The 20,443-nt window shown below is 69.4% G+C and carries 22 protein-coding genes; 11 read left to right on the top strand and 11 right to left on the bottom strand.

All coding sequences use genetic code 11. The features are described 5' to 3' along the window. Positions 1-40 precede the first annotated feature (40 nt). A complete protein-coding gene (locus B0B14_RS07920) occupies positions 41-841 on the top strand; it encodes a response regulator transcription factor (RefSeq protein WP_076680873.1) in 801 nt (266 codons plus the stop codon). A gap of 4 nt (positions 842-845) precedes the next feature. On the opposite strand, the gene B0B14_RS07925 is transcribed toward B0B14_RS07920, so the two are convergent. The 4 genes from B0B14_RS07925 to rpsA form a co-directional block, all read right to left on the bottom strand. Beyond that, the gene (locus B0B14_RS07925; protein ID WP_076680874.1) at positions 846-2,009 is read right to left on the bottom strand and encodes a hypothetical protein; all 1,164 of its coding nucleotides are present in this window, start codon (positions 2,007-2,009) and stop codon (positions 846-848) included. Next, entirely contained in the window at positions 2,006-3,685 is a 1,680-nt protein-coding gene (locus B0B14_RS07930) for a PAS domain-containing sensor histidine kinase (RefSeq protein ID WP_076680875.1), read from the bottom strand. The genes B0B14_RS07925 and B0B14_RS07930 overlap by 4 nt, the downstream gene beginning before the upstream one ends. A gap of 69 nt (positions 3,686-3,754) precedes the next feature. Continuing rightward, on the bottom strand, positions 3,755-4,306 hold the full coding sequence (locus B0B14_RS07935; protein WP_076680876.1) for a GIY-YIG nuclease family protein: 552 nt from the start codon (positions 4,304-4,306) through the stop codon (positions 3,755-3,757). Between the two features lie 118 nt (positions 4,307-4,424). Then, the gene (gene rpsA, locus B0B14_RS07940) at positions 4,425-5,873 is read right to left on the bottom strand and encodes a 30S ribosomal protein S1 (RefSeq protein WP_076680877.1); all 1,449 of its coding nucleotides are present in this window, start codon (positions 5,871-5,873) and stop codon (positions 4,425-4,427) included. A 226-nt stretch (positions 5,874-6,099) separates the two neighbouring features. On the opposite strand from rpsA, the gene B0B14_RS07945 reads away from it, so the two are divergent. Beyond that, positions 6,100-7,122: a serine hydrolase domain-containing protein gene (locus B0B14_RS07945; RefSeq protein ID WP_076680878.1), complete on the top strand. Its 1,023-nt coding sequence runs from the start codon at positions 6,100-6,102 to the stop codon at positions 7,120-7,122. 40 nt (positions 7,123-7,162) lie between these two features. Here B0B14_RS07945 and B0B14_RS07950 read toward each other — a convergent pair whose 3' ends face one another. Together B0B14_RS07950 and B0B14_RS07955 are read right to left on the bottom strand one after the other, a co-directional pair. Then, a complete protein-coding gene (locus B0B14_RS07950) occupies positions 7,163-7,579 on the bottom strand; it encodes a YchJ family protein (protein ID WP_076680879.1) in 417 nt (138 codons plus the stop codon). Further along, entirely contained in the window at positions 7,579-7,929 is a 351-nt protein-coding gene (locus B0B14_RS07955; RefSeq protein WP_076680880.1) for a TraR/DksA family transcriptional regulator, read from the bottom strand. The genes B0B14_RS07950 and B0B14_RS07955 overlap by 1 nt, the downstream gene beginning before the upstream one ends. Positions 7,930-8,125: 196 nt before the next feature. Between B0B14_RS07955 and B0B14_RS07960 the strand changes: the two genes are divergently transcribed. Beyond that, positions 8,126-8,641, top strand: coding sequence for a hypothetical protein (locus B0B14_RS07960; protein WP_076680881.1), 516 nt, complete (start codon positions 8,126-8,128; stop codon positions 8,639-8,641). Between the two features lie 25 nt (positions 8,642-8,666). Here B0B14_RS07960 and B0B14_RS07965 read toward each other — a convergent pair whose 3' ends face one another. Continuing rightward, the gene (locus B0B14_RS07965) at positions 8,667-9,020 is read right to left on the bottom strand and encodes a hypothetical protein (RefSeq protein WP_076680882.1); all 354 of its coding nucleotides are present in this window, start codon (positions 9,018-9,020) and stop codon (positions 8,667-8,669) included. A 114-nt stretch (positions 9,021-9,134) separates the two neighbouring features. Between B0B14_RS07965 and B0B14_RS07970 the strand changes: the two genes are divergently transcribed. The 3 genes from B0B14_RS07970 to B0B14_RS07980 are packed head-to-tail and all read left to right on the top strand — an operon-like array spanning position 9,135 to position 11,389. Continuing rightward, a complete protein-coding gene (locus B0B14_RS07970) occupies positions 9,135-9,665 on the top strand; it encodes a hypothetical protein (RefSeq protein WP_076680883.1) in 531 nt (176 codons plus the stop codon). 59 nt (positions 9,666-9,724) lie between these two features. Further along, positions 9,725-10,408, top strand: a complete 684-nt coding sequence (locus tag B0B14_RS07975; RefSeq protein ID WP_143733649.1) for a hypothetical protein — start codon at positions 9,725-9,727, stop codon at positions 10,406-10,408. Between the two features lie 54 nt (positions 10,409-10,462). Next, a complete protein-coding gene (locus B0B14_RS07980) occupies positions 10,463-11,389 on the top strand; it encodes a 5'-3' exonuclease (protein ID WP_256714294.1) in 927 nt (308 codons plus the stop codon). Positions 11,390-11,393: 4 nt separating this feature from the next. Here B0B14_RS07980 and B0B14_RS07985 read toward each other — a convergent pair whose 3' ends face one another. From B0B14_RS07985 to trpD, 4 genes are all read right to left on the bottom strand, one after another. After that, positions 11,394-12,656 carry an MFS transporter gene (locus B0B14_RS07985; protein WP_083710406.1) on the bottom strand — a complete coding sequence of 421 codons (1,263 nt, stop codon included), beginning with the start codon at positions 12,654-12,656 and terminating at the stop codon, positions 11,394-11,396. 10 nt (positions 12,657-12,666) lie between these two features. Next, positions 12,667-13,680 (bottom strand): PHP domain-containing protein, encoded by a 1,014-nt coding sequence (locus tag B0B14_RS07990; RefSeq protein ID WP_076680885.1) that lies wholly within the window; start codon positions 13,678-13,680, stop codon positions 12,667-12,669. A 22-nt stretch (positions 13,681-13,702) separates the two neighbouring features. After that, positions 13,703-14,197: an aromatic ring-opening dioxygenase LigA gene (locus tag B0B14_RS07995; RefSeq protein ID WP_076680886.1), complete on the bottom strand. Its 495-nt coding sequence runs from the start codon at positions 14,195-14,197 to the stop codon at positions 13,703-13,705. A gap of 93 nt (positions 14,198-14,290) precedes the next feature. Further along, entirely contained in the window at positions 14,291-15,352 is a 1,062-nt protein-coding gene (gene trpD, locus B0B14_RS08000; RefSeq protein WP_076680887.1) for an anthranilate phosphoribosyltransferase, read from the bottom strand. Between the two features lie 167 nt (positions 15,353-15,519). Here trpD and B0B14_RS08005 point away from each other — a divergent pair, with 167 nt between their 5' ends. From B0B14_RS08005 to B0B14_RS08025, 5 genes are all read left to right on the top strand, one after another. Continuing rightward, positions 15,520-16,173 carry an aa3-type cytochrome oxidase subunit III gene (locus tag B0B14_RS08005; protein ID WP_076680888.1) on the top strand — a complete coding sequence of 218 codons (654 nt, stop codon included), beginning with the start codon at positions 15,520-15,522 and terminating at the stop codon, positions 16,171-16,173. Between the two features lie 16 nt (positions 16,174-16,189). Continuing rightward, positions 16,190-16,990 carry a cytochrome bc1 complex diheme cytochrome c subunit gene (locus tag B0B14_RS08010; protein WP_076680889.1) on the top strand — a complete coding sequence of 267 codons (801 nt, stop codon included), beginning with the start codon at positions 16,190-16,192 and terminating at the stop codon, positions 16,988-16,990. Positions 16,991-17,032: 42 nt separating this feature from the next. Then, on the top strand, positions 17,033-18,112 hold the full coding sequence (locus B0B14_RS08015) for a cytochrome bc1 complex Rieske iron-sulfur subunit (protein ID WP_076680890.1): 1,080 nt from the start codon (positions 17,033-17,035) through the stop codon (positions 18,110-18,112). Beyond that, positions 18,109-19,935 carry a cytochrome bc1 complex cytochrome b subunit gene (locus B0B14_RS08020; RefSeq protein ID WP_076680891.1) on the top strand — a complete coding sequence of 609 codons (1,827 nt, stop codon included), beginning with the start codon at positions 18,109-18,111 and terminating at the stop codon, positions 19,933-19,935. Before B0B14_RS08015 ends, B0B14_RS08020 begins: the two co-directional genes overlap by 4 nt. Before the next feature lie 93 nt (positions 19,936-20,028). Continuing rightward, positions 20,029-20,436: a rhodanese-like domain-containing protein gene (locus B0B14_RS08025; RefSeq protein ID WP_076680892.1), complete on the top strand. Its 408-nt coding sequence runs from the start codon at positions 20,029-20,031 to the stop codon at positions 20,434-20,436. Positions 20,437-20,443 lie beyond the last annotated feature (7 nt).

Below are 20,443 nucleotides of genomic sequence, written 5' to 3' on the forward strand. Positions count from 1 at the left end.
CCCCACCGAACCAGGGTCCTTGGACTCCGGGGGGAGCACCGTGCCAGACAGTCGTGTGGCGGTCGTCATCGAAGATGAGGCCGACATCCGTCAGCTACTCAGCGATGTACTGGAGTCGGCGGGCTTCACCGTGTACTCCGCAGGCTCAGGCCTCGAAGGGATCGAGCTCGTGCGCGAGCACCGTCCCGTCGTGACGACTCTCGATGTGAGCCTGCCCGGCATCGACGGTTTCGAGACGGCGAAGCGCCTCCGCGCCATCAGCAGCACGTACATCGTCATGCTGACGGCGCGCAGCGAGGAGATCGATGCGCTCCAGGGTCTCGAGGCCGGCGCCGACGACTACGTCACCAAGCCGTTCCGACCGCGGGAGCTCCGCGCGCGCATCGAGGCGATGCTGCGCCGACCCCGGACGCACGCTCAAGCGCCGGCGGAGGCTTCCGCGGCGGTCGAGGCCGAGCCGGCGACTCCGGCAGCTGAGACCGCCGCCCCGAAAGCGCCGTCGGCCGCTCCCGCCGACGGCGCGTGGCTCGAGCACCACGGACTGCGGGTGCACCCCGAGATGCGATTCGTCGTGCGCGACGACGCCGATGTCGACCTCACGCGCAGCGAGTTCGACATCCTGGCCGAACTCCTCGCCGCGCGCGGCAGGGTCGTCGGCAAGACCGAGCTCGCCCTCATGCTGCGCGGCGAGCACTACGGCTCCAGCGACTTCGTGAGCGACTCCGATGCGCGGGCGATCGAGGTGCACATGGCGAACCTCCGCCGCAAGCTCGGAGAGCGTCCGTCGCAGCCCCGATGGATCGAGACCGTCCGCGGCGTGGGCTACCGGCTCACGCGCTGATCGCTCACGCGTCGGCGAACACGTCGGTCGTGCCGATGCTCGTGGACGCCATGTACGAGGCCTCTTTCGCGGCGCGCATGAGCGAGGCAGGGTCGTAGCCGGCGACATCGCTCAGCACGACGCTCACTCCGACGATCGGGATGACGGCCCCCACGACGCCGCTCAGCTCTTCGAAGAGACCGCGGCGGATGCGGCGGGCGATCCGGCGCGACTCGTCGTGCGACGAGGGCTGGATGCCGACGTAAAGCACGTTCTGGGAGTCCTGACCGATGAATGCGGCGATCGGCGCATACCGACGCACCCCGTCGCGCAGCGAAGCCAGCACGATGTCGGCCGCCTCGCTGCCGAAGGCCGTGCCGATCGAGCGGATGTCGTCGACCCGCACGGAGATCACGCCGACGAGCTCGCCGCGGGGCATCGCGCGCTCGGACATGTCGAGCAGGATCCGCTCGAACGACGACTCGGGCATGATCCCCTCGTTGCTCAGCTCGAGCGTCACCGCGCCGACGGAGCCCCGTAGGCGGAGACGACCGGAGAGGAGCACCGTGGTGACGACCATCGCCACGATCGAAAGCGTGATCGTGAGGAAGCTCGTCTCCACCGTGCCGAACCACGTGGAGAAGACGTCGCTCTCCGGGCCGTAGGCGAAGAAGGCGCCCGTGCGCACGAGGTAGTAGACGGACTGCAGTCCGAGGACGAACGCGAGTCCCCACGACTCCCGATGGTGCCCCATCTCCCCGTACAGGCACTCGCGCGCGCCGAGCCCGGCGAACACGAGGATGCCGACGAACATGATCTCGGCACCGGCCCAGTCCCCTCCGTCGGGACCGAGCGCCAGCACCACGACCAGCGCGACGGCCGAGACGACGGCCACGGCAGTCACCGGGAGCATCATGGGCGCGCCGTTGAAGCGACGGGCGCCCAGCCACATGAGACCCGTCCCGCCGACGAAGGCCGCGTTGCCGACCGCGACGGCCCACCACGCCTCAGGACTCGCGGCCCACGCGAGGTAGGAGACGACCGTGAGGAGCGCGGCGAGGAAGGCCAGGCCCCAGATGCGGCCTGCGGACTCGTCCTTGCGCAGCAGCATCCCGACGATGAACACCACGCTCGTCACCACGACCACCAGCGCGGTGAGAAGTGTGACCGTGAGCAGATCGAGGTTCATGACGATCCGTCCTTTCCGTCGTCCGTGGTCCTGCCGCGTATCGGCAGCCGCACGACGAACGTCGTGCCCGTGCCCTGTTCGCTCTGCGCGGTGATGTCGCCGCCGTGCGAGCGCACGATGTCGCGCGAGATGGCGAGACCGAGCCCGCTGCCGTGCGTCGAGGTCTTGCGCACGGCATCCGCGCGGAAGAACCGGTCGAACAGGCGCGGAAGCTCGGTCTCCGAGATCCCCGTGCCGGAGTCGCGCACGATGATCCACGCGTGGACGTTGTCGACCGTCGTCCCCACGGCGATGGTGCCGTCGTCGACGTTGTACTTCACCGCGTTGGACAGGAGGTTGTCGAGCACCTGACGGATGCGGGACGGATCGACCCACGCCACGGCGGGCTCGAGCCCGGACGAATCGATGCGGATGCCGCGCTCCGCCGCCCGGGGGGCGTACAGCTCGATCGACGAGCGCACGAGATCGGCGACGTCGACGCGCTCCGGGCGGATGCTGAGCTCCACCGTCGAGCGGTCGGAGGCCGAGGCCGCGAGGATGTCGGCGACGATCGACAGCAGTCGGTTCGCGTTGCGCTCGGCGATCTCGAGGCCGCGACGAGCAGACGGCGAGAGATCGTCGTCGAGGACGAGCTCGAGGTAGCCGACGATGGAGGTGAGCGGAGTGCGCAGCTCGTGCGACACGGAGGCGACGAGGTCTTCGCGCGCGCGCACCGCGACGAGCTCGGACGTGACGTCGCGGGACACCACGACCGAGCCGACGTCGTTTCCGGCGTCGTCGTGCAGGCGCCGGGCGGTCACCGTGAGCGCCTGGCGGTCCTCACCCGGGGGGCCGAACCAGACCACTTCGTCGTCGAAGGCCTCTCCCCGCAACGCGCGCGCGAGCGGCTGCTCGTCGGGCGCGAGGAGGGTGATGCCGTCTCTGCCGAATGCGAGGGCGTGGCGGGGCTTCTCTTCGCCCTCGACCGTCTCGGCGGCGAGCTGCAGACGCCCCTGGGCGTCGTTCGTGACGGCCACCCGCCCGTCACCGCCGACCCGGATGATGCCGAAGTCGACGGCGTCGAGCACCTCGGTGAGCGTCTCCTCCTGCTGGCGGGCGCGGGCGAGCGCTTCGCCGAGCAGCTGGGTCTGATTGTCGAGGAGTCGTCGCTGCACCGCGGTGCGCCGTGCGGTGAGGTAGCTCGTGGACGCGACCGCGAGCACGAGGAACGGGAGCAGGAGGGCCTGGAACGAGACGCCACGGCCGGGCGCGAAGCTCACCACGAGGTAGATCGTGATGATCGAGCCGACGGAGAACGCGAGTCCGGCGAATCCGAAGCTCCCGGCGAGCCACATCGCGGGGAAGATCCACAGCAGCCCGAAGCCGGACGAGGTGTTCGACTCGCGCATCATCGTGATCGCGGCGATGTCGATGATCGGGACGATGGCGCTCGCGTAGGCGGGCAGGCTGTTCCACGGGATGCCGACGGCCGCGGCCGTCGCGATGAAGACCGTGAGCACGCCGGCGAAGAACAGGCCTTCGTCTCCGTCGAAACCGCCGGCGAATCCCAGGATGGCGATGACGAGCACGACGCCGCCGAGGAGGAGCTGATTGAGCACTGCGGTGCGCGCCCGCGTCCGATCCCCGACCGGGGCCGCGCCCAGCTGGCGAAGGGGAAGACGGGCGGGCACAGCCATGGGTCGACGTTATCGCGAAGCGAGCGGCCGACGCCGCGGCGCGCGCCGGGACGCACGCGGATCCGGGCGTCAGCCGCGCAGCGCGAAGGCCTCGCTCATCCACCGCGCGTGCCTCGTCCACGGCTCCACTCCCCCGCGCACGGCCTCGACGTGAGCGGTCAGAGCGGGCGAGACGGCGAACCACTCCGTCTTCCCGAAGCGCTCGTCGGCGAACTGCGCGTGCCGGTGCCGCTCCACGGATCTGTCCCCGCGTTCGAGCGCGAGCAGGTCATCGTGGCGGATCGCCGCGAAGCGCTGTCGCGGATTGGCCGTGGTGCCGATCTTGATCCGGTCGGCGTACCCGAGGTAGTAGACGACGTCGACGCGCGGCGGCGGAAGATCGCCGTCGACGATGTCGCCGAATCGCCATTCGCATACGGCGCAGACCCATCCCGACGGATGGCGCACTCCGGTGCGCGAGCCGCACACAGCGCACGGACCCGGCAGCACGTCGACCGTGCCGTACTCGGAGGCCGCCCACTCGGCCGCCACCACGAGGTGGCGCTCGCAGAGCGGGATCGGGGCCGATGGCGGTACGTCGCCGCGGCATCCGTCATCGACGCGACAGGAACGGGAGGACACCCGCTCACGCTACGCGCCGCCTCCGACACGCGGCGGGCACGAAAAAGGGCCGCCACCCGGAGGTGACGGCCCGATTCTCGATCAGCGTGCGCTCAGCGCGCGGTGATCACGAGGGATCTCAGCGACCCGAGAGCTTCTCGCGCAGTGCGGCGAGGGCCTCGTCGTCGGCCAGCGTGCCGGCACCGAGCGACTCGGACGAGAACGACGAGCCGCCGGTCTCGACGGGCGCTGCGGCCTCGGCCTCGAGGGCCTTGGCGACGGCGACCTTGTGAGCCTCCCAGCGACCCTGGGCGGCAGCGTAGTCCTGCTCCCACTTCTCGCGCTGGGCGTCGAAGCCCTCGAGCCAGGCACCCGACTCGGGGTCGAAGCCCTCGGGGTACTTGTACTCGCCGAGCTCGTCGTACTCGGTGGCCATGCCGTACAGCGCCGGGTCGAACTCGGTGCTGTTCGGGTCGACCGACTCGTTCGCCTGCTTGAGCGAGAGCGAGATGCGGCGACGCTCGAGGTCGATGTCGATGATCTTGACGAAGACCTCTTCGCCGACCGACACGACCTGCTCCGCGAGCTCGACGTGCTTGCCCGAGAGCTCGGAGATGTGCACGAGGCCCTCGATGCCGTCTGCGACGCGCACGAACGCACCGAACGGAACGAGCTTGGTGACCTTGCCCGGCGCGACCTGACCGATCGCGTGGGTGCGGGCGAAGACCTGCCACGGGTCCTCCTGCGTCGCCTTGAGCGAGAGCGACACGCGCTCACGGTCGAGGTCGACCTCGAGGATCTCGACGGTGACTTCCTGACCGACCTCGACGACCTCGGACGCGTGCTCGATGTGCTTCCACGAGAGCTCCGAGACGTGGACGAGACCGTCGACGCCACCGAGGTCGACGAACGCACCGAAGTTGACGATCGACGAGACGGTGCCCTTGCGGACCTGGCCCTTGTGGAGGTTGTTGAGGAACGTGGTGCGCGACTCGGACTGCGTCTGCTCGAGCAGGGCGCGGCGCGAGAGCACGACGTTGTTGCGGTTCTTGTCGAGCTCGAGGATCTTCGCCTCGATCTCCTGGCCGAGGTACGGCGTGAGGTCGCGGACACGGCGAAGCTCGATGAGCGATGCCGGAAGGAAGCCGCGGAGGCCGATGTCGACGATGAGGCCGCCCTTGACGACCTCGATGACCGAACCGGTGACGACGCCGTCGTTCTCCTTGATCTTCTCCACGTCGCCCCATGCGCGCTCGTACTGCGCACGCTTCTTGGACAGGATGAGACGGCCTTCCTTGTCCTCCTTCTGGAGAACGAGTGCCTCGACCTCATCGCCGACCTTGACGACCTCGTTGGGGTCGACGTCGTGCTTGATGGAGAGCTCGCGCGAGGGAATGACGCCCTCGGTCTTGTACCCGACGTCGAGGAGGACCTCGTCGCGGTCGATCTTCACGACGGTGCCTTCGATGAGGTCTCCGTCGTTGAAGAACTTGAGGGTCTTCTCGACCGCGGCCAGGAAGTCCTCAGCAGATCCGATGTCGTTGATGGCGACCTGCTTGGTGGCCGGGGCGGTCGTTGCGATAGTCATGTAGTGGGTTGTCCTTGTTGGTGTGGGATATCGGGCCCCGCCCTTCACGGGCTGCGAACGCGCGAGCGCGAACGAGCCTCCGGGCGAAGCGAAGCGGATTGTCGTACAGAGTGTCACGGACGCGCGGCGATACAGCCACACTCGTGACACTCCAGAGTAACAGAACCCGGCCCCGCATCCAGGTGTTCCCGTTCCGCTCCCACCGGGTCGCCGATACCGTCGATGCATGGCCCTCTCCCCGACCGAACTCGGCGCTGCGCTCGACGAGCGGGCGCGCGCCGACGGCATGTCCGGACTCGTGTCCGTCGACGTCGACGGCGAGCCCGTCTTCGTCCGCGCGTACGGTCTCGCCGACCGCGCCCACGGCATCCCCAACACGACGCAGACGCGGTTCGCCCTCGCGAGCGCGTCCAAAGGATTCACGGCAGCGGCCGTGATGTCGCTCGTCGACGACGGCACCGTGGCCCTCGACACCCCCGTCCGGACCTTCCTGCGGGATGACCTCCCGCTCGTCGAGGACGCCGTCACGGTCGAGCACCTGCTGGGCCACACGTCGGGCATCGGCGACTACCTCGACGAGGAGAACGACGGGGAGGTCGACGACCACGTCCTGCCGATCCCCGTGCACCGCCTCGACGAGACGGAGGCGTTCGTCGGGATCGTCGACGGCTTCCCGCAGGCGTCCGCACCAGGGGCGAGGTTCGCCTACAACAACGGCGGGTACATCCTGCTCGCCCTCGTGGCGGAGCGCGCCTCCGGCATCCCCTTCCATGACCTGGTGCAGGCGCGCGTGTTCGATGCCGCGGGCATGACGGCATCCGCGTTCCTGCGGCTCGACGAACTGCCCGGGGATGCCGCGACCGGCTATCTGCGCGACGACCCCGCGTCGCTGCGGACCAACGTGCTGCACCTCCCCGTGCGCGGAAACGGCGACGGCGGCGGGTTCTCCACCGGACCCGACCTCAGCCGGTTCTTCCGGTCGCTCGTCGACGGGCGGATCGTGGGGTCGGAGCTCGCCGCCGAGATGGCGCGGCCGCGCAGCACCGACGAGGGTGAGGGACTCCGCTACGGGCTGGGGCTCTACCTCGACCTCGAGGGCCCGGGGCTCCTCCTGGAGGGCTACGACGCCGGGTCGTCGATCCGCACGAGGTTCGACCCCGAGACGCGCACGACCGTCACCGTCGTCTCGAACACGTCCGAGGGCGCGTGGGGCGTCGTGCACCACTGGTCGGAGCTTCTCGCCTCCTAGGCGACCGCGCAGCGACGGGCCCGCGTTCGATCGGGCGAGATCACGAGGTCTCCCCGTCGAGGTAGTGCCACCGGCCCCGGACGCGCGCGAATCGGCTGCGCTCGTGCAGCCGGCCGCGCGTGCCGCCCTCGCGCCAGTGCGCGCGGAACTCCACGACCCCGGATGCCTCGTCCGCCCCGCCCGCCTCCGTGGCGACGATCTCCAATCCGGTCCATGTGAGAGCCGGGTCGAGCTCGAGATCGTCCGGGCGTGTGCGCGGATGCCACGTCGCCGAGAGATACGCCGCATCGCCGACGGCGAACGCCGTGTACCGCGAGCGCATGAGCCGCTCGGCCGTCGGCGCCGCCGCTCCCCGCAGGAGCGGTCCGCAGCACCCGCCGAACGAGGCGCCGCTGCCGCACGGGCAGGCAGAGTCGTCACGCGGGCCGCTGCGCGCGGCCGCTGCACCGAACGACATCAGAGGCCGGCCCGTTCGGCGCACGCGACGCACCGCACGGCGGTCGGTCGCGCCTCGAGTCGCGCGGCCGGGATCGCCGCGCCGCAGTCGATGCATCGCCCCGCGGTGCCGTCGGCGACGCGCTCGAGCGACGCCTCGACCTCGATCAGGGTGCGCAGCTCCTGCTCGCGCAGGCCCGCGAGCATCGACCACTCGGCCGACAGCGTGACGCCCTCCGGGTCGTGCTCGTCATCGGCGTTGCCGTCGCCGCGGTCGGCGCGCAGCGCATCGATGTCGACGGTCAGCTGCGCGATGCGCGCGGCGGCATCGGCGCGGAGCGCCTCGAGATGCGCACGGTGGCTGTCGTCCATGGTCCGTCGAGCCTACGCGCGACCACCCCCGCGGCGTCGGCGTCGGCGTCGGCGTCTGCGTGCAGGCACCCGGTTCGGCTCCGGAAGCCCGCGCTGCCCGCATCGCCGTCCGGTGTCCGCGATCCGAGCGCTTACGGTCACGATCCGCGCACGCACGGTCACGCCCACCACGGGGGGCGATTGCGACCATGGAGCCGTGACCGAGATCCTCCACGCCTGCGCGCTCGCGCCGGCCGCGATCGGGACGTGCTGCCTGGCGGCCGACCGGCGGCGGGTGCGGGTGCCCGAGATCGCGGCCTCCCTCGTGATGATGATCGCGATGCTGGATGCCGCGTTCTGGCGCGTCGTCCCGGTGGTGGTGTGGGCGGGGATACTGCTCCTCGCCGCGATGGCGCTCGCCGCGGTGCGGTCGTCGCGGCGGGCATCTCTGGTCGTGGCCAGCCCGTCCGAGCGCGGCATGACCCTGCACGCGACGCTCGGACTGGTCGTCATGGCCGCGCTGCTGATCGGGATGGACCACGGCTCGTCGGCGTCGTCGCATGCGCACGGGCTGTCGGCCGGCGCCCTCGTCGGCCTCCTGCTCGCGGGAGCGGTCGCGTACGCCGCCGCGTCCGTGGTGGCCGCGTCACGCACGAGGGCATGGCAGGACCGCGGCCAGTACGCCGCGATGGGCGCGGCGGCGCTCCTCATGGGGCTCGCGGCGCTCGGCTGACGCAGGGGCGCGGGGCCCGGGACGGCTACTGGTCGACGTGGACCTCGAACACGACGTCCTGGATGCCGCCCTGCTCATTCGACAGCACGACCTGCGTGGTGCCGGGTGCGAGAGCCGTGATGCCCGGATTGAACACGGCACTGCCGTCGTCGCGACCCTGCACGAACTCCGCGATCGAGGTGTCGGACACGGTGGCGGTGTAGCTGTCGACGTCGAGGTCGCCCGTGTCGATGTCGAGAACCTGGCCGACCCGCAGGTCGATGGTGTCGCCCTGCAGATCACCCACGTTCTTCACGATGGGGGCCATGACCGACTGCCCGGAGCAGGCGCTCAGGGCGAGGGCTCCGGCAAGGACGGCGATCGCGAGGAGTCGTCTCATATGTCGATTCTGGCACCTGCGGAGCGGCGGATGACAGAGACGGATGCTCCTCCCCCGCCGATCGCATGTGGATAACCGCGAAGCGGCGCGACGCGCGGCGGTTAACGTGGTCGCGTGATTCCGCGTCTGGCCTCTGCTCTCGCCGCGCTCGCGCTGGCTGTGTGCTGCGCGGGATGCGCGGCCGAACCCGCGCCCGCACCATCGGCGACCGGCTTCGCGAACGAAGACGAGGCGTTCGCCGCGGCCGAGGAGACGTACCGGGCGTACGTGGATGCCCTCAACCGCGTCGAACTGAGCGACCCGGAGACGTTCGAGGACGTGTACGCGTGGACCACGGGAGACGCGAATGCAAACGAACGCAAGTCCCTCTCGCAGATGAGTGCAGATAGGTGGACTGTAAGTGGCCAGAGCTCGTTCGAATCGTTCGAGCCGACTTCATTCTCGCTCGGAGACGCGCGGGGCACTGTGACGGCTGAACTTTGCTTTGACGTTGAGGGCGTGATGCTGGTTGACGCCGCGGGCGAGTCTCTGGTGTCGCCCTCGAGACCCAACCGACAGCCGCTGTTCGTGACATTCTCCGTCGGTGAGAGTTCGACCGGTCTGATCATCGAATCGAGCGAAGCAACGGAGCTTCCGTGCGATTAGTGATCGGCGCGTTAGTACTCAGCCTCTTTCAGCTACTTCCTGTTAGTACAGGAAGCTGCGTGCCTTCCTCGTCTTGGAGTGGTTGCTCCGTTTCCAACTCGGGCTCCCAGGTCGACATCTCCGGTTCCACCACGCACCCCGGCACACGCCCCACGGCCCCCGATGCCGGCGGACGCGAGCCCGGACCGCAGACCCCGCCGCCCGCGCCGCCGTGTCCGCTCAACCGGTGCGATCTCGACTACGAGGTGGTGGGCCTCCCCGACGTGACGGCATCCGATCTCGTGTCGTTCCGCCCCGCGCAGCCGTCGCTCGCGGGTGAGCCGGAGGGGCTGGGCGTTCTCGGGATGCCCACCAACGTCGTGGGCGCGGCGTCCGAGCAGCGCATCGCCGGCAGCCTCCTCGGCTACGACGTCGTCGTGCGCTTCACTCCCGTGGGCTACGTGTTCGACTACGGCGACGGCACGCTCCGTCGTTCGTCCTCGGGCGGGTCGACGTGGGAGCGGCTCGGCCAGCCGCAGTTCACTCCGACGTCGACCAGCCACACGTACGCCGCACGCGGCGAGTACCGCGTGGCGGTGACGGTGGAGTACGCGGCATCCGTCGACTTCGGCTCCGGAACCTGGAGACCCGTCGCCGGGCTCGTGAGCGCCACGACCGGAGGCTACGGCGTGCGCGTCGTCGAGGTCCGCACCGCTCTCGTCGACCGGTCGTGCACGGAGGACCCCTCCGGCCCCGGCTGCTGATCCGGCGGCCGCCGACACGCGGCATCCGTCCGACCCCCGTGACAGGATGAGCGCGTGACCGACCGCCTCATGCTCCTCGACTCCGCGAGCCTGTACTTCCGTGCGTTCTACGGCGTGCCCGACAAGGTGCGGGCGCCCGACGGCACACCGGTCAACGCCGTTCGCGGGTTCCTCGACATCATCACGAAGCTCGTCACCCTGTACGAGCCCACGCACCTCGTCGCGTGCTGGGACGACGACTGGCGCCCGCAGTGGCGCGTCGACCTCATCCCCACCTACAAGACGCACCGCGTCGCCGAGGTGGTCGCGGTCGGCCCCGATGTCGAGGTCGTGCCCGATCCGCTCGAGGTGCAGGTGCCGATCATCGTCGACGTGCTCGAGGCGCTGGGCATCACGATCGTCGGCGCGCCCGAGCACGAGGCCGACGACGTCATCGGCACGCTCGCCACCACCGCCACGATGCCCGTCGACATCGTGACGGGCGACCGCGACCTCTTCCAGCTCGTGGACGACGCACGCGACGTGCGCGTCGTCTATACCGCCCGCGGCATGAGCAACCTCGAGGTCGTCACCGACGAGGTCGTGGTCGCCAAGTACGGTGTGCGCGCCGACCAGTACGCCGATTTCGCCACCCTCCGCGGCGACGCCTCCGACGGACTCCCCGGCGTCGCCGGCATCGGAGAGAAGTCGGCGGCGACGCTGCTCGGAGCCCACGGTGACATCGACGGCATCGTGAGGGCTGCGCGGGCGGGAGAGGGGATGTCGGCGGGTGTCGCCGCCAAGATCACGAACGCGCTCCCCTACCTCGAGGTCGCGCCGACCGTCGTCGCCGTCGTGAAGGACCTCGATCTCCCGACGCCCGACGCCCGGCTGCGCCCTCTCGACGACGCTCAGCGCGCGGCGCTCGGCGCGCTCTCCGAGAAGTGGGCCCTCGGCACGGCAGCCGACCGCATCGCGGCCGTGCTCGATCAGACGGCCTGACCCCTCACCGCGCGACGCGCCACGACGTGGCGATCGCCGCGAACAGGACGACGCAGTAGGCGATCGACAGCACCATGATCGCCGTGAGCGGGATCGTCCACCCCCCGGTGGCTTCGTGCAGCGCGCCGAGCGCGGGGGCGCCGAGCGCGCCGACGGCGTAGCCGATGCCCTGCACGAGGGCCGACAGCGCGCCGGCCTCCCCGGCATCCCGTGCCACGCCGACCAGCGCCGTGAAGATCACGACGAAGCCTCCGGCGTGACCGATCGCGCCGATCGACAGCCACACCCACAGCAGCTCGGGGGCCACGAGGAGCCCGATCGTGAGCACGAGCCACGAGGCGGCGATCACCAGGATGGGCACGACGCGCGGTGTGAACCGCGTGAGCAGAGGCACGAGCAGCGCCCCCGCGATCGCGCAGCCCTGGTACAGCGATGCGATCGCACCGGATGTCGCCCGATCCAACGAGAGCTCGTCGGCCGCGATCGTCGGCAGCCACGTCGACAGGCCGTAGTACATGGTCGTCTGCCCGGCGAAGGCGCCCACCAGCAGCCAGGTGACCGGTCGGCGCAGCAGCGACCGCTCACGGGGTCGCGCGACCGGGAGGGGGCCGGTCATGACCGTCGGGTCGAGGTCCTCCTGCACGGCACCGGGGAGCTCATCACCGGAGAACCGGTCGGCCACCCCCCGCGACCGCGCGAGGTGCACGCTCCACAGCACCACGCCGCCGATCGTGAGGAGCGACCAGGCCAGCAGCGCCGCCGACCAGCCGATCGCCGACGCCAGCGGCGCCGTGAGCAGCGACGTGACGAGCGAACCCGCATTGAGCATCGCGGTGTAGGCCGCGGTCACGAACCCGACGCGCTCGGGAGGGACGTCGCGGCGGATGATGACGGGCACCACGACATTGCCGATCGTGATGGCCGCTCCGATGACGACCATGCCCGCGAGCATCGAGCCGAATCCGGGAAGCGCGCGGATGACGGTACCCAGAAGGACTCCCGACAGCGACATGAGCAGCGCGAGCTCCGCGCCGGCGCGGCGGATCACGAGCGCCGCGACCGGAGTGAGGAGCGCGAACATGAGCACCGGCGCGGTCGTGAGAAGCCCGGCCGCGGCCGAGCTGAGTCCGAGGTCGATGGAGATGTCGCGCAGCACCGGCGTCGGCGCGACGATCGGTCCGCGCAGGCTCAGAGCCGCCACGAGGACGCCGGCTACCACCAGGAACGGGATGCTGCGCCCCGCAGCGGAGGCGGGGGACGACGTCACCGCACCGAGTCTACGGACCGGCGGGGGCGACTCTTCGGAGCGCCGTCCATTCGCGCAGGCGCGCGAGCGGCCACGTCGTCACTATCCGCTCGGCGGGCACGCCGAGGCGCTCTGCGCGCTCCGCGCCGTAGTCGATGAGCGACAGCTGTCCGGGCGCGTGGGCGTCGGAGTCTATCGAGAACAGGCATCCGATCTCGAGGGCGAGCAGGATGAGCTCGTCGGGGGGATCCTGGCGCTCCGGCCGCGAATTGATCTCGACCGCGACTCCGTGCGCTGCGCACGCCTCGAAGACCGGGCGGGGCTCGAACGTCGACGGGGGCCGTGTGCCGCGGGCGCCCTCCACCAGCCGTCCCGTGACGTGTCCGAGCACGTCGACGCGGGGATCGGATGCCGCGGCCACGAGCCGCCGCGTCATCGGCCCGCGCTCCATCCGCAGCTTCGAATGGGCCGACGCGACGACGATGTCGAGTTCGTCGAGCAGATCAGGGTCCTGGTCGAGCTCGCCGGCGTCGAGGATGTCGACCTCGATGCCGCTCAGCAGCGTGAATCCCTCACCGGAGAACCCGTCGTGCAGGAGGAGCTGCTCGCGCAGTCGGTCCGCCGACAGCCCGTTCGCGACCCGCAGCCTCGGCGAGTGGTCGGTGAGCGCCAGATATTCGTGTCCGAGCGCGCGGGCGGCGTCGACCATGAGGTCGATCGACGTCAGCCCGTCGGACCACTCGCTGTGGCTGTGGAGGTCGCCGCGCAGCTGCCCGCGCAGCGCGGACGTGCGCTCGATGCCCGCGCGGGCGCGCAGATCCGCGAGATACGCGGGGACCTCTCCCGCCAATGCCTCCTGGATGACGGCGAACGTCGAGTCACCGACGCCCTTGCGGCGCCGCAGCGACGCGGTGTCGCGGAGTTCGTCGTCGCTCAACGACGAGATCGCGTCCGCCGCCGCGCGGAAGGCCTTCGACTTGTAGCGCGAAGACCTCTCCCGCTCCAGCAGCGACGCGATCTCGCTCAGGGCGTCGTGCGGATTCATGCCCGCCGGACTCGCGAGCTCGTCACGTGGTCGACACCGTCGACCGGCGCACGATGACCGGGGTCGATCCGAGGCGGTGCAGCGCCCACCCGAACATGATGGCCAGGATGCCGACGCCCATCGCGAAGACGGCGACGCCGAACGAGACGACCGACGTGAACAGCGATGCGCGCAGGAACGAGGCGTTCATCATGGTGTCGCGCACCGGGTCGTCGCGGTCGAGCTCGGCGTACGTCTTGCCGCCCGAGGCCTCGAGGGCGTGGTGCTGGATGATGTCGGCCTGCACGTACGCGGTGAACGGTCCCGCCACGGTCTGGCCCTGGAACGCCATGGCGTCGTCGGGGACCGTGATGTTCTCGGCGCGCAGCTGGCTCGAGACCATGATCCAGACGACGAGGCCGACGACGATGAGGGCGATCCCGCCGAGGATCCCCAGGATGCCGACGATCTTGACGCCGCCGGTCTTTCGGACGGGTGCTTCGATGGTGTCGGCGACGGCGTTGGGCGCATCGTTCATGACGGTCCTCCTTGGGGGCACGGGACTGGTGCGACTCACGCTATCGGCGCCTCTCGGCGGGGCGGAAGGGCCCCGCCGGGAAAAACGGGCGGATCAGCCCGCGAGTTCCCGCGTCGCCGCCACCCACGCGTCGAGCTTCGCCGACGCGGCGCCCGAGTCCAGTGCCGCCTCGGCATCCTGCTTGGCCTCCGCGAGCCGCTCCAGGATGGGACGCTGCACCTGCGCGGCATCCTTCCACAGCCGGTAGGCCACGATCCCGGCGGCGGCGTTCAGCAGAACGATGTCGCGGACCGCGCCCTTGTCTCCGCCGAACACCCGCCGCACGACCGCGGCGTTGTGCGCGGGGTCTCCCCCCAGCAGGTCGGAGATGTCCGCCAGCGGGATCCCGAGATCGCGCGGGTCGAGGTCGTGTTCGTGGATGTCGCCGCGGCTGACCTCCCAGACCCGGCTGTGCCCCGTCGTGGTGAGCTCATCCAGGCCGTCATCCCCGCGGAACACGAGGGCGGTCGCGCCTCGGGTGCGGAAGACGCCCGTGATGAGCGGCACGCGATCGAGCTGCGCGACGCCCACGGCGTTGGCCTCCGCCCTGGCCGGGTTGCAGAGCGGACCGAGGAAGTTGAACACCGTCGGGACGCCGAGCTCGCTGCGCGTCGGACCGGCGTGCTTGAAGCCGGGGTGGAAGGCGGCCGCCCAGGCGAACGTGATCCCGGCGCGATCGAGGACCTCCGACACCGCCTCCGGAGTCAGGGTCAGGTCGACGCCCAGGGCGCCGAGCACATCCGACGACCCCGACGACGAGCTCGCGGCCCGGTTGCCGTGCTTGACGACGCGGATCCCGGATGCCGCGGCCACGACCGCGGCCATCGTCGAGACGTTGACGGTGCCGAATCGATCGCCGCCCGTGCCGACGATGTCGAGCACGTCCGCGCTGACGGGAAGCGGGACGGCAGCCTCGAGGATGGCGTCGCGGAAGCCGACGATCTCGTCGACCGTCTCCCCCTTCGCGCGCAGCGCCACGAGGAATCCGGCCAGCTGCGAGGGCGTGGCCTCGCCCGCCATGATGCGCCTCATCGCCCAGGTGGATTCCGACACGCTGAGGTCGTGCCGGTTCAGCAGCGACGTGAGGATGTCGGGCCAGGAGTAGAGGTCTGCCATGACTCCAGAGCCTAGCCGCGGTGCGGAATGCCGCCCTGCCGCGGCCGGGTTTTCGGATACCTGAAGGCTCACGGCCGATTCGGTGCCCATTCTTAGGTTCACCTAAGTTCACAAATGGGTAAATCGGGTCCGCCGGATGGGCGGATCACCCTCCGAGTTCGGCCATAATGGGCTATGTGACGACGACTCCTGCGACTTACTCACAGGCCATGCGCTCCGTCAAGCGGCCCGACCCGGTCGCCGTCGGAACGATCGTGTGGCTCGGCAGCGAGGTGATGTTCTTCGCGGGACTTTTCGCGATTTTCTTCACCCTCCGCTCCACCTCCCCCGAACTGTGGGCGGAGCGTTCGGCGATGCTGAACGTGCCGTTCGCGACGGTCAACACGATCATCCTGATCCTGTCGTCGTTCACCTGCCAGGCGGGTGTGTTCGCGGCCGAGCGCTTCCAGCCGTACCGCAGCGGGAGCATCTGGAACTTCCGCACGTGGGGCATGGTCGAGTGGTTCTTCCTCACCTTCTTCATGGGCGCGATCTTCGTGTCCGGCCAGGTGTGGGAGTACGCGACGCTCGTCTACGAAGGCCTGCCGATCAGCGAAGACGCGTACGCGTCGGCGTTCTACCTGACGACGGGCTTCCACGCCCTGCACGTGTCGGGCGGCCTCATCGCCTTCCTCCTCGTCATCGGCCGCGCCTACGCGGTCAAGAACTTCGGCCGCAAGGAGATGACGACCGCGATCGTCGTCTCGTACTACTGGCACTTCGTCGACGTCGTCTGGGTCGCCCTCTTCGCCGTCATCTACCTGCTGCCCTTCGTGAGCTGAGGAGCTGATCCCACCCATGGCACCCAAGACCAAGAGACGCGCGAATGGACGCCGCAGCCCCTGGGCCGCCGCCGCCCTCATCGGCCTCGGCCTCCTGATCACGGGCGGCGTCTACGCCGGCGCATCCGCCGCCGTGGCGGCAGGCGACGACTCGACCTCGACATCCGCTCTCACCGTCGAAGACGGCAAGAAGCTCTTCCAGGCCAACTGCGCCACCTGCCACGGACTCGACCTCCAGGGCTCCGAAGCGGGCCCCTCGCTCTACGGAGCGGGCGAGCTGTCCGTCGAGTTCCAGATGGCCACCGGACGCATGCCTCTGCAGATGCAGGGACCCCAGGCTCCCCAGAAGGAGCCGCAGTTCACGCAGGAGCAGATCGAAGCCGTCGCCGCATGGGTGCAGTCGGTCGCCCCCGGCCCGACCTTCCCGTCGGAGGAGACCCTCGACGGCCAGGGCGACATCGCCCGCGGCGCTGAGCTGTTCCGCATCAACTGCGCGATGTGCCACAACGTCGCCGCCGCCGGCGGTGCGCTGACCGAGGGCAAGTATGCGCCCGGCCTCAGCTCCACCAGCCCGCTGCACATGTACGCGGCGATGGTCACGGGCCCGCAGAACATGCCGGTCTTCAACGACATGACGCTGTCGCTCGAAGACAAGCGCGACATCATCTCGGGTCTCATCTTCCTGCAGGAGAACGAATCTGCAGGCGGCTTCTCGCTCGGCGGCCTCGGCCCCGTGTCCGAGGGCCTCTTCATCTGGATCTTCGGCATCGGAAGCCTCATCGCGATCACTGTGTGGATCACGGCGAAATCCAACTGACCGACACGTACTGACGACGACACGCACGCAAGAGGGAGCAGCATGGCACACGAGGACGACGCGCTCGAGCACGAGAGGGCTTCCTGGAAGCCCTCGTCGGGGCTCGCCGTCGCGGTGAGCGACCCGGTGCACAACCCGGGCCTGCCGCCCCACCGTGCACGGGTGACCGACCAGGACCCGGCAGCGATGAAGCGCGCCGTTCGCACGGTCTACACGCTGTTCTACCTGTCGGCCGCCGCGTCGATCTGGGCTGTGGCCGCGTACATGATCTTCCCGATCGAGAGCGGGCGGATCGTCGACATCCGCGCCAACAACCTCTTCATCGGACTCGGCATCGGACTCGCCCTCCTCGCGATCGGCATCGGAGCGATCCACTGGTCCAAGGCGATCATGTCCGACAAGGAGTACATCGAGCCGCGTCACGCGACCCGCGGTCGCGACGAGACCCGCGCCGCTGCGGTGCAGGTGTTCGTCGACGCGAACGAGGAGTCGGGCTTCGGCCGCCGCGTCATGATCCGCAATTCGCTGATCGCCGCGGTCGTCGCCTCCGTCATCCCCGGCATCACGCTGTTCCGCGGACTCGCTCCCCAGAACACGCCGAGCAACCCCCACGCCGGAGACCCGGTCTTCCTCCTCAGCCGCACGATGTGGAAGGAAGGATCACGTCTCGCACGTGACCCCGAAGGAACGCCGCTGCGCGCGGCCGACGTCACGCTCGGCTCCGCCGTGCACGTGATCCCCGAGGAGCTCGCCGGTCTGTCGCACGAAGACGGCTACCTCGAGGAGAAGGCCAAGGCCATCGTCCTCCTGATGCGCCTGCTCCCCGAGCAGCTCGTCGAGACCGAGGAGCGCAAGGACTGGTCGTACGACGGCATCGTCGCCTACTCCAAGGTGTGCACGCACGTCGGATGCCCCGTCGCCCTGTACGAGCAGCAGACGCACCACCTGCTCTGCCCCTGCCACCAGTCGCAGTTCGACGTGACCCGCGGCGCCGCCGTGATCTTCGGCCCCGCCGCACGTCCGCTGCCGCAGCTGCCCATCACCGTCGACGCAGAGGGATACCTCGTCGCTCGCAGCGACTTCACCGAGCCTGTCGGCCCGAGCTTCTGGGAGCGCCGTTGAGCACCGCGACCGTCACCGAAGAGAACGAGACCGCACCCGAGTCTCGTGACAAGCCCCTGGGCGGGCGCTTCGTCGGATGGGCCTCCAACTACATCGACGAGCGCACGAGCGTCTCGGGTCTCGTCAAGGAGCTCGGCCGCAAGATCTTCCCCGATCACTGGTCGTTCATGCTCGGCGAGATCGCCCTGTGGTCGTTCGTCGTCGTGCTGCTGTCGGGCACGTTCCTGACGTTCTTCTTCCAGGCCTCCATGGTCGAGACGCACTACACGGGAGCGTTCATCCCGATGCGCGGCGTCGAGATGTCTGCGGCGATGGATTCCACCCTCCGGCTGTCGTTCGACATCCGCGGTGGGCTCCTGGTCCGCCAGATCCACCACTGGGCCGCGCTGGTGTTCGTGGCCGGCATCGGCGTGCACATGCTGCGCGTCTTCTTCACCGGTGCGTTCCGCAAGCCGCGTGAGCTCAACTGGGTGATCGGTTTCATCCTCTTCATCCTCGCGATGGCCGAGGGCTTCACGGGCTACTCGCTCCCCGACGACCTCCTCTCGGGCAACGGCCTGCGCATCATCGACGGCATGGTGAAGGGCATCCCGTTCATCGGAACGTGGACGTCGTTCCTGCTGTTCGGCGGCGAGTTCCCCGGCACGCAGATCGTCGGACGCCTGTACACGCTGCACATCCTGCTGCTGCCGGCGATCCTGGTCGCCCTGCTCGCGCTGCACCTGATGCTGATGATCGTCAACAAGCACACGCAGTTCGCGGGCCCTGCCCGCACGAACAGCAACGTCGTCGGCTACCCGATGGTGCCGGTGTACATGACGAAGATGGGTGGATTCTTCTTCATCGTCTTCGGCGTCATCGTGCTCATCGCATCGATGTTCACGATCAACCCGATCTGGAACTACGGCCCGTACGACCCCTCGCCGGTGTCGGCCGGAACCCAGCCCGACTGGTACATCGGCTTCGCCGACGGCGCTCTCCGCCTCGTTCCGCCGCATTGGGAGATCGTGTTCCTCGACCACACGTGGTCGTTCAACATCCTCGTGCCGCTGACGGTGATCGCGATCTTCATCGTGCTCGTGCTGATCTACCCCTTCATCGAGGCGTGGGTCACGGGCGACAAGCGCGAGCACCACATCGCACAGCGCCCGCGCAACGCGGCGACCCGCACGGCCATCGGCGCCGCCGGTGTCACCTTCTACGCGGTCCTGTGGGCGGCGGCATCCTCCGACATCATCGCCACGCACTTCTGGGTCACGATGGAGGGCGTCATCCACACCCTCCAGGCGCTGCTCATCGTCGGCCCGATCATCGCCTACTTCGTCGCGAAGCGCATCTGCATCGCTCTGCAGAAGAAGGACCGAGAGATCGCGCTGCACGGGTACGAGTCCGGCCGCATCGTGCGCCTTCCCGGCGGCGAGTACATCGAGGTGCACCAGCCCGTCGACGAGTACGAGCGGTTCAAGCTCGTGGACGTCGAGACGTACGAGCCCCTCGTCGTCCGCCCGAACGCGCGCGGACGCATCGCGTGGCACGAGAACCTGCGCGCGTCGATCTCCCGGTGGTTCTTCGAAGACCGTCTCACTCCCGTCACCCAGTCGGAGGTCGAGGCCGCGATCGCCCACCAGCACCACACGCTGGAGCACATCGCCGAGGAGGAGGACGCCGAGATCCAGGGCGCCCACGACCGCGCCGGAGTTCCGGATGCTCCTCACGTGCCGATCGACGACGGACACCGTGGCGAGACGGCGAACCGTCCGTCGAACGTCATCATCCCCGACGACGAGCCCGACACGAAGGGCAAGGGCAAGGGCAAGAAGTAGGCCCGACCGCCGCTTTCAGTGAGGCAGGATTCCGACGGCAGATGGCGCTCCACGCGCCGGATGCGGGAGTCCTGCCTCGCTAGCGTGGGAGGCATGACCGATGCCCTCGCCTACTACTCCGCCAAGCTCCAGCTCGAGACCGATCCGTCGGATGTCTATGCCGCCCAGAAGGCCGGTGAGCGCGTCGTCCTCATCGACGTGCGCGGCGACGAGGCGTGGGCTCAGGGACGCATCGCCGGCGCGATCCACATGCCGTACCGCGAGATCGCGACGCGCGCACCGGCAGAACTCGACCCGGCCGTGCCCGTCGTCGTGTACTGCTGGAGCCCGGGGTGCAATGCCGGCGCGAAAGGTGCCCTCGAGTTCGCTCGGCTCGGCTGGCCGGCGAAGGAGATGATCGGCGGGTACGAGTACTGGGTGCGCGAGGGCCAGCCCACCGAGAACGACGAGGGTCCGCTCCCCCGCGTATTCGACCCGCAGGTCATGGTCGTGCGCCGCTGAGGCGGAG

It is taken from the genome of Microbacterium sp. RU33B, assembly GCF_900155915.1.
Classification (GTDB): Bacteria; Actinomycetota; Actinomycetes; order Actinomycetales; family Microbacteriaceae; genus Microbacterium.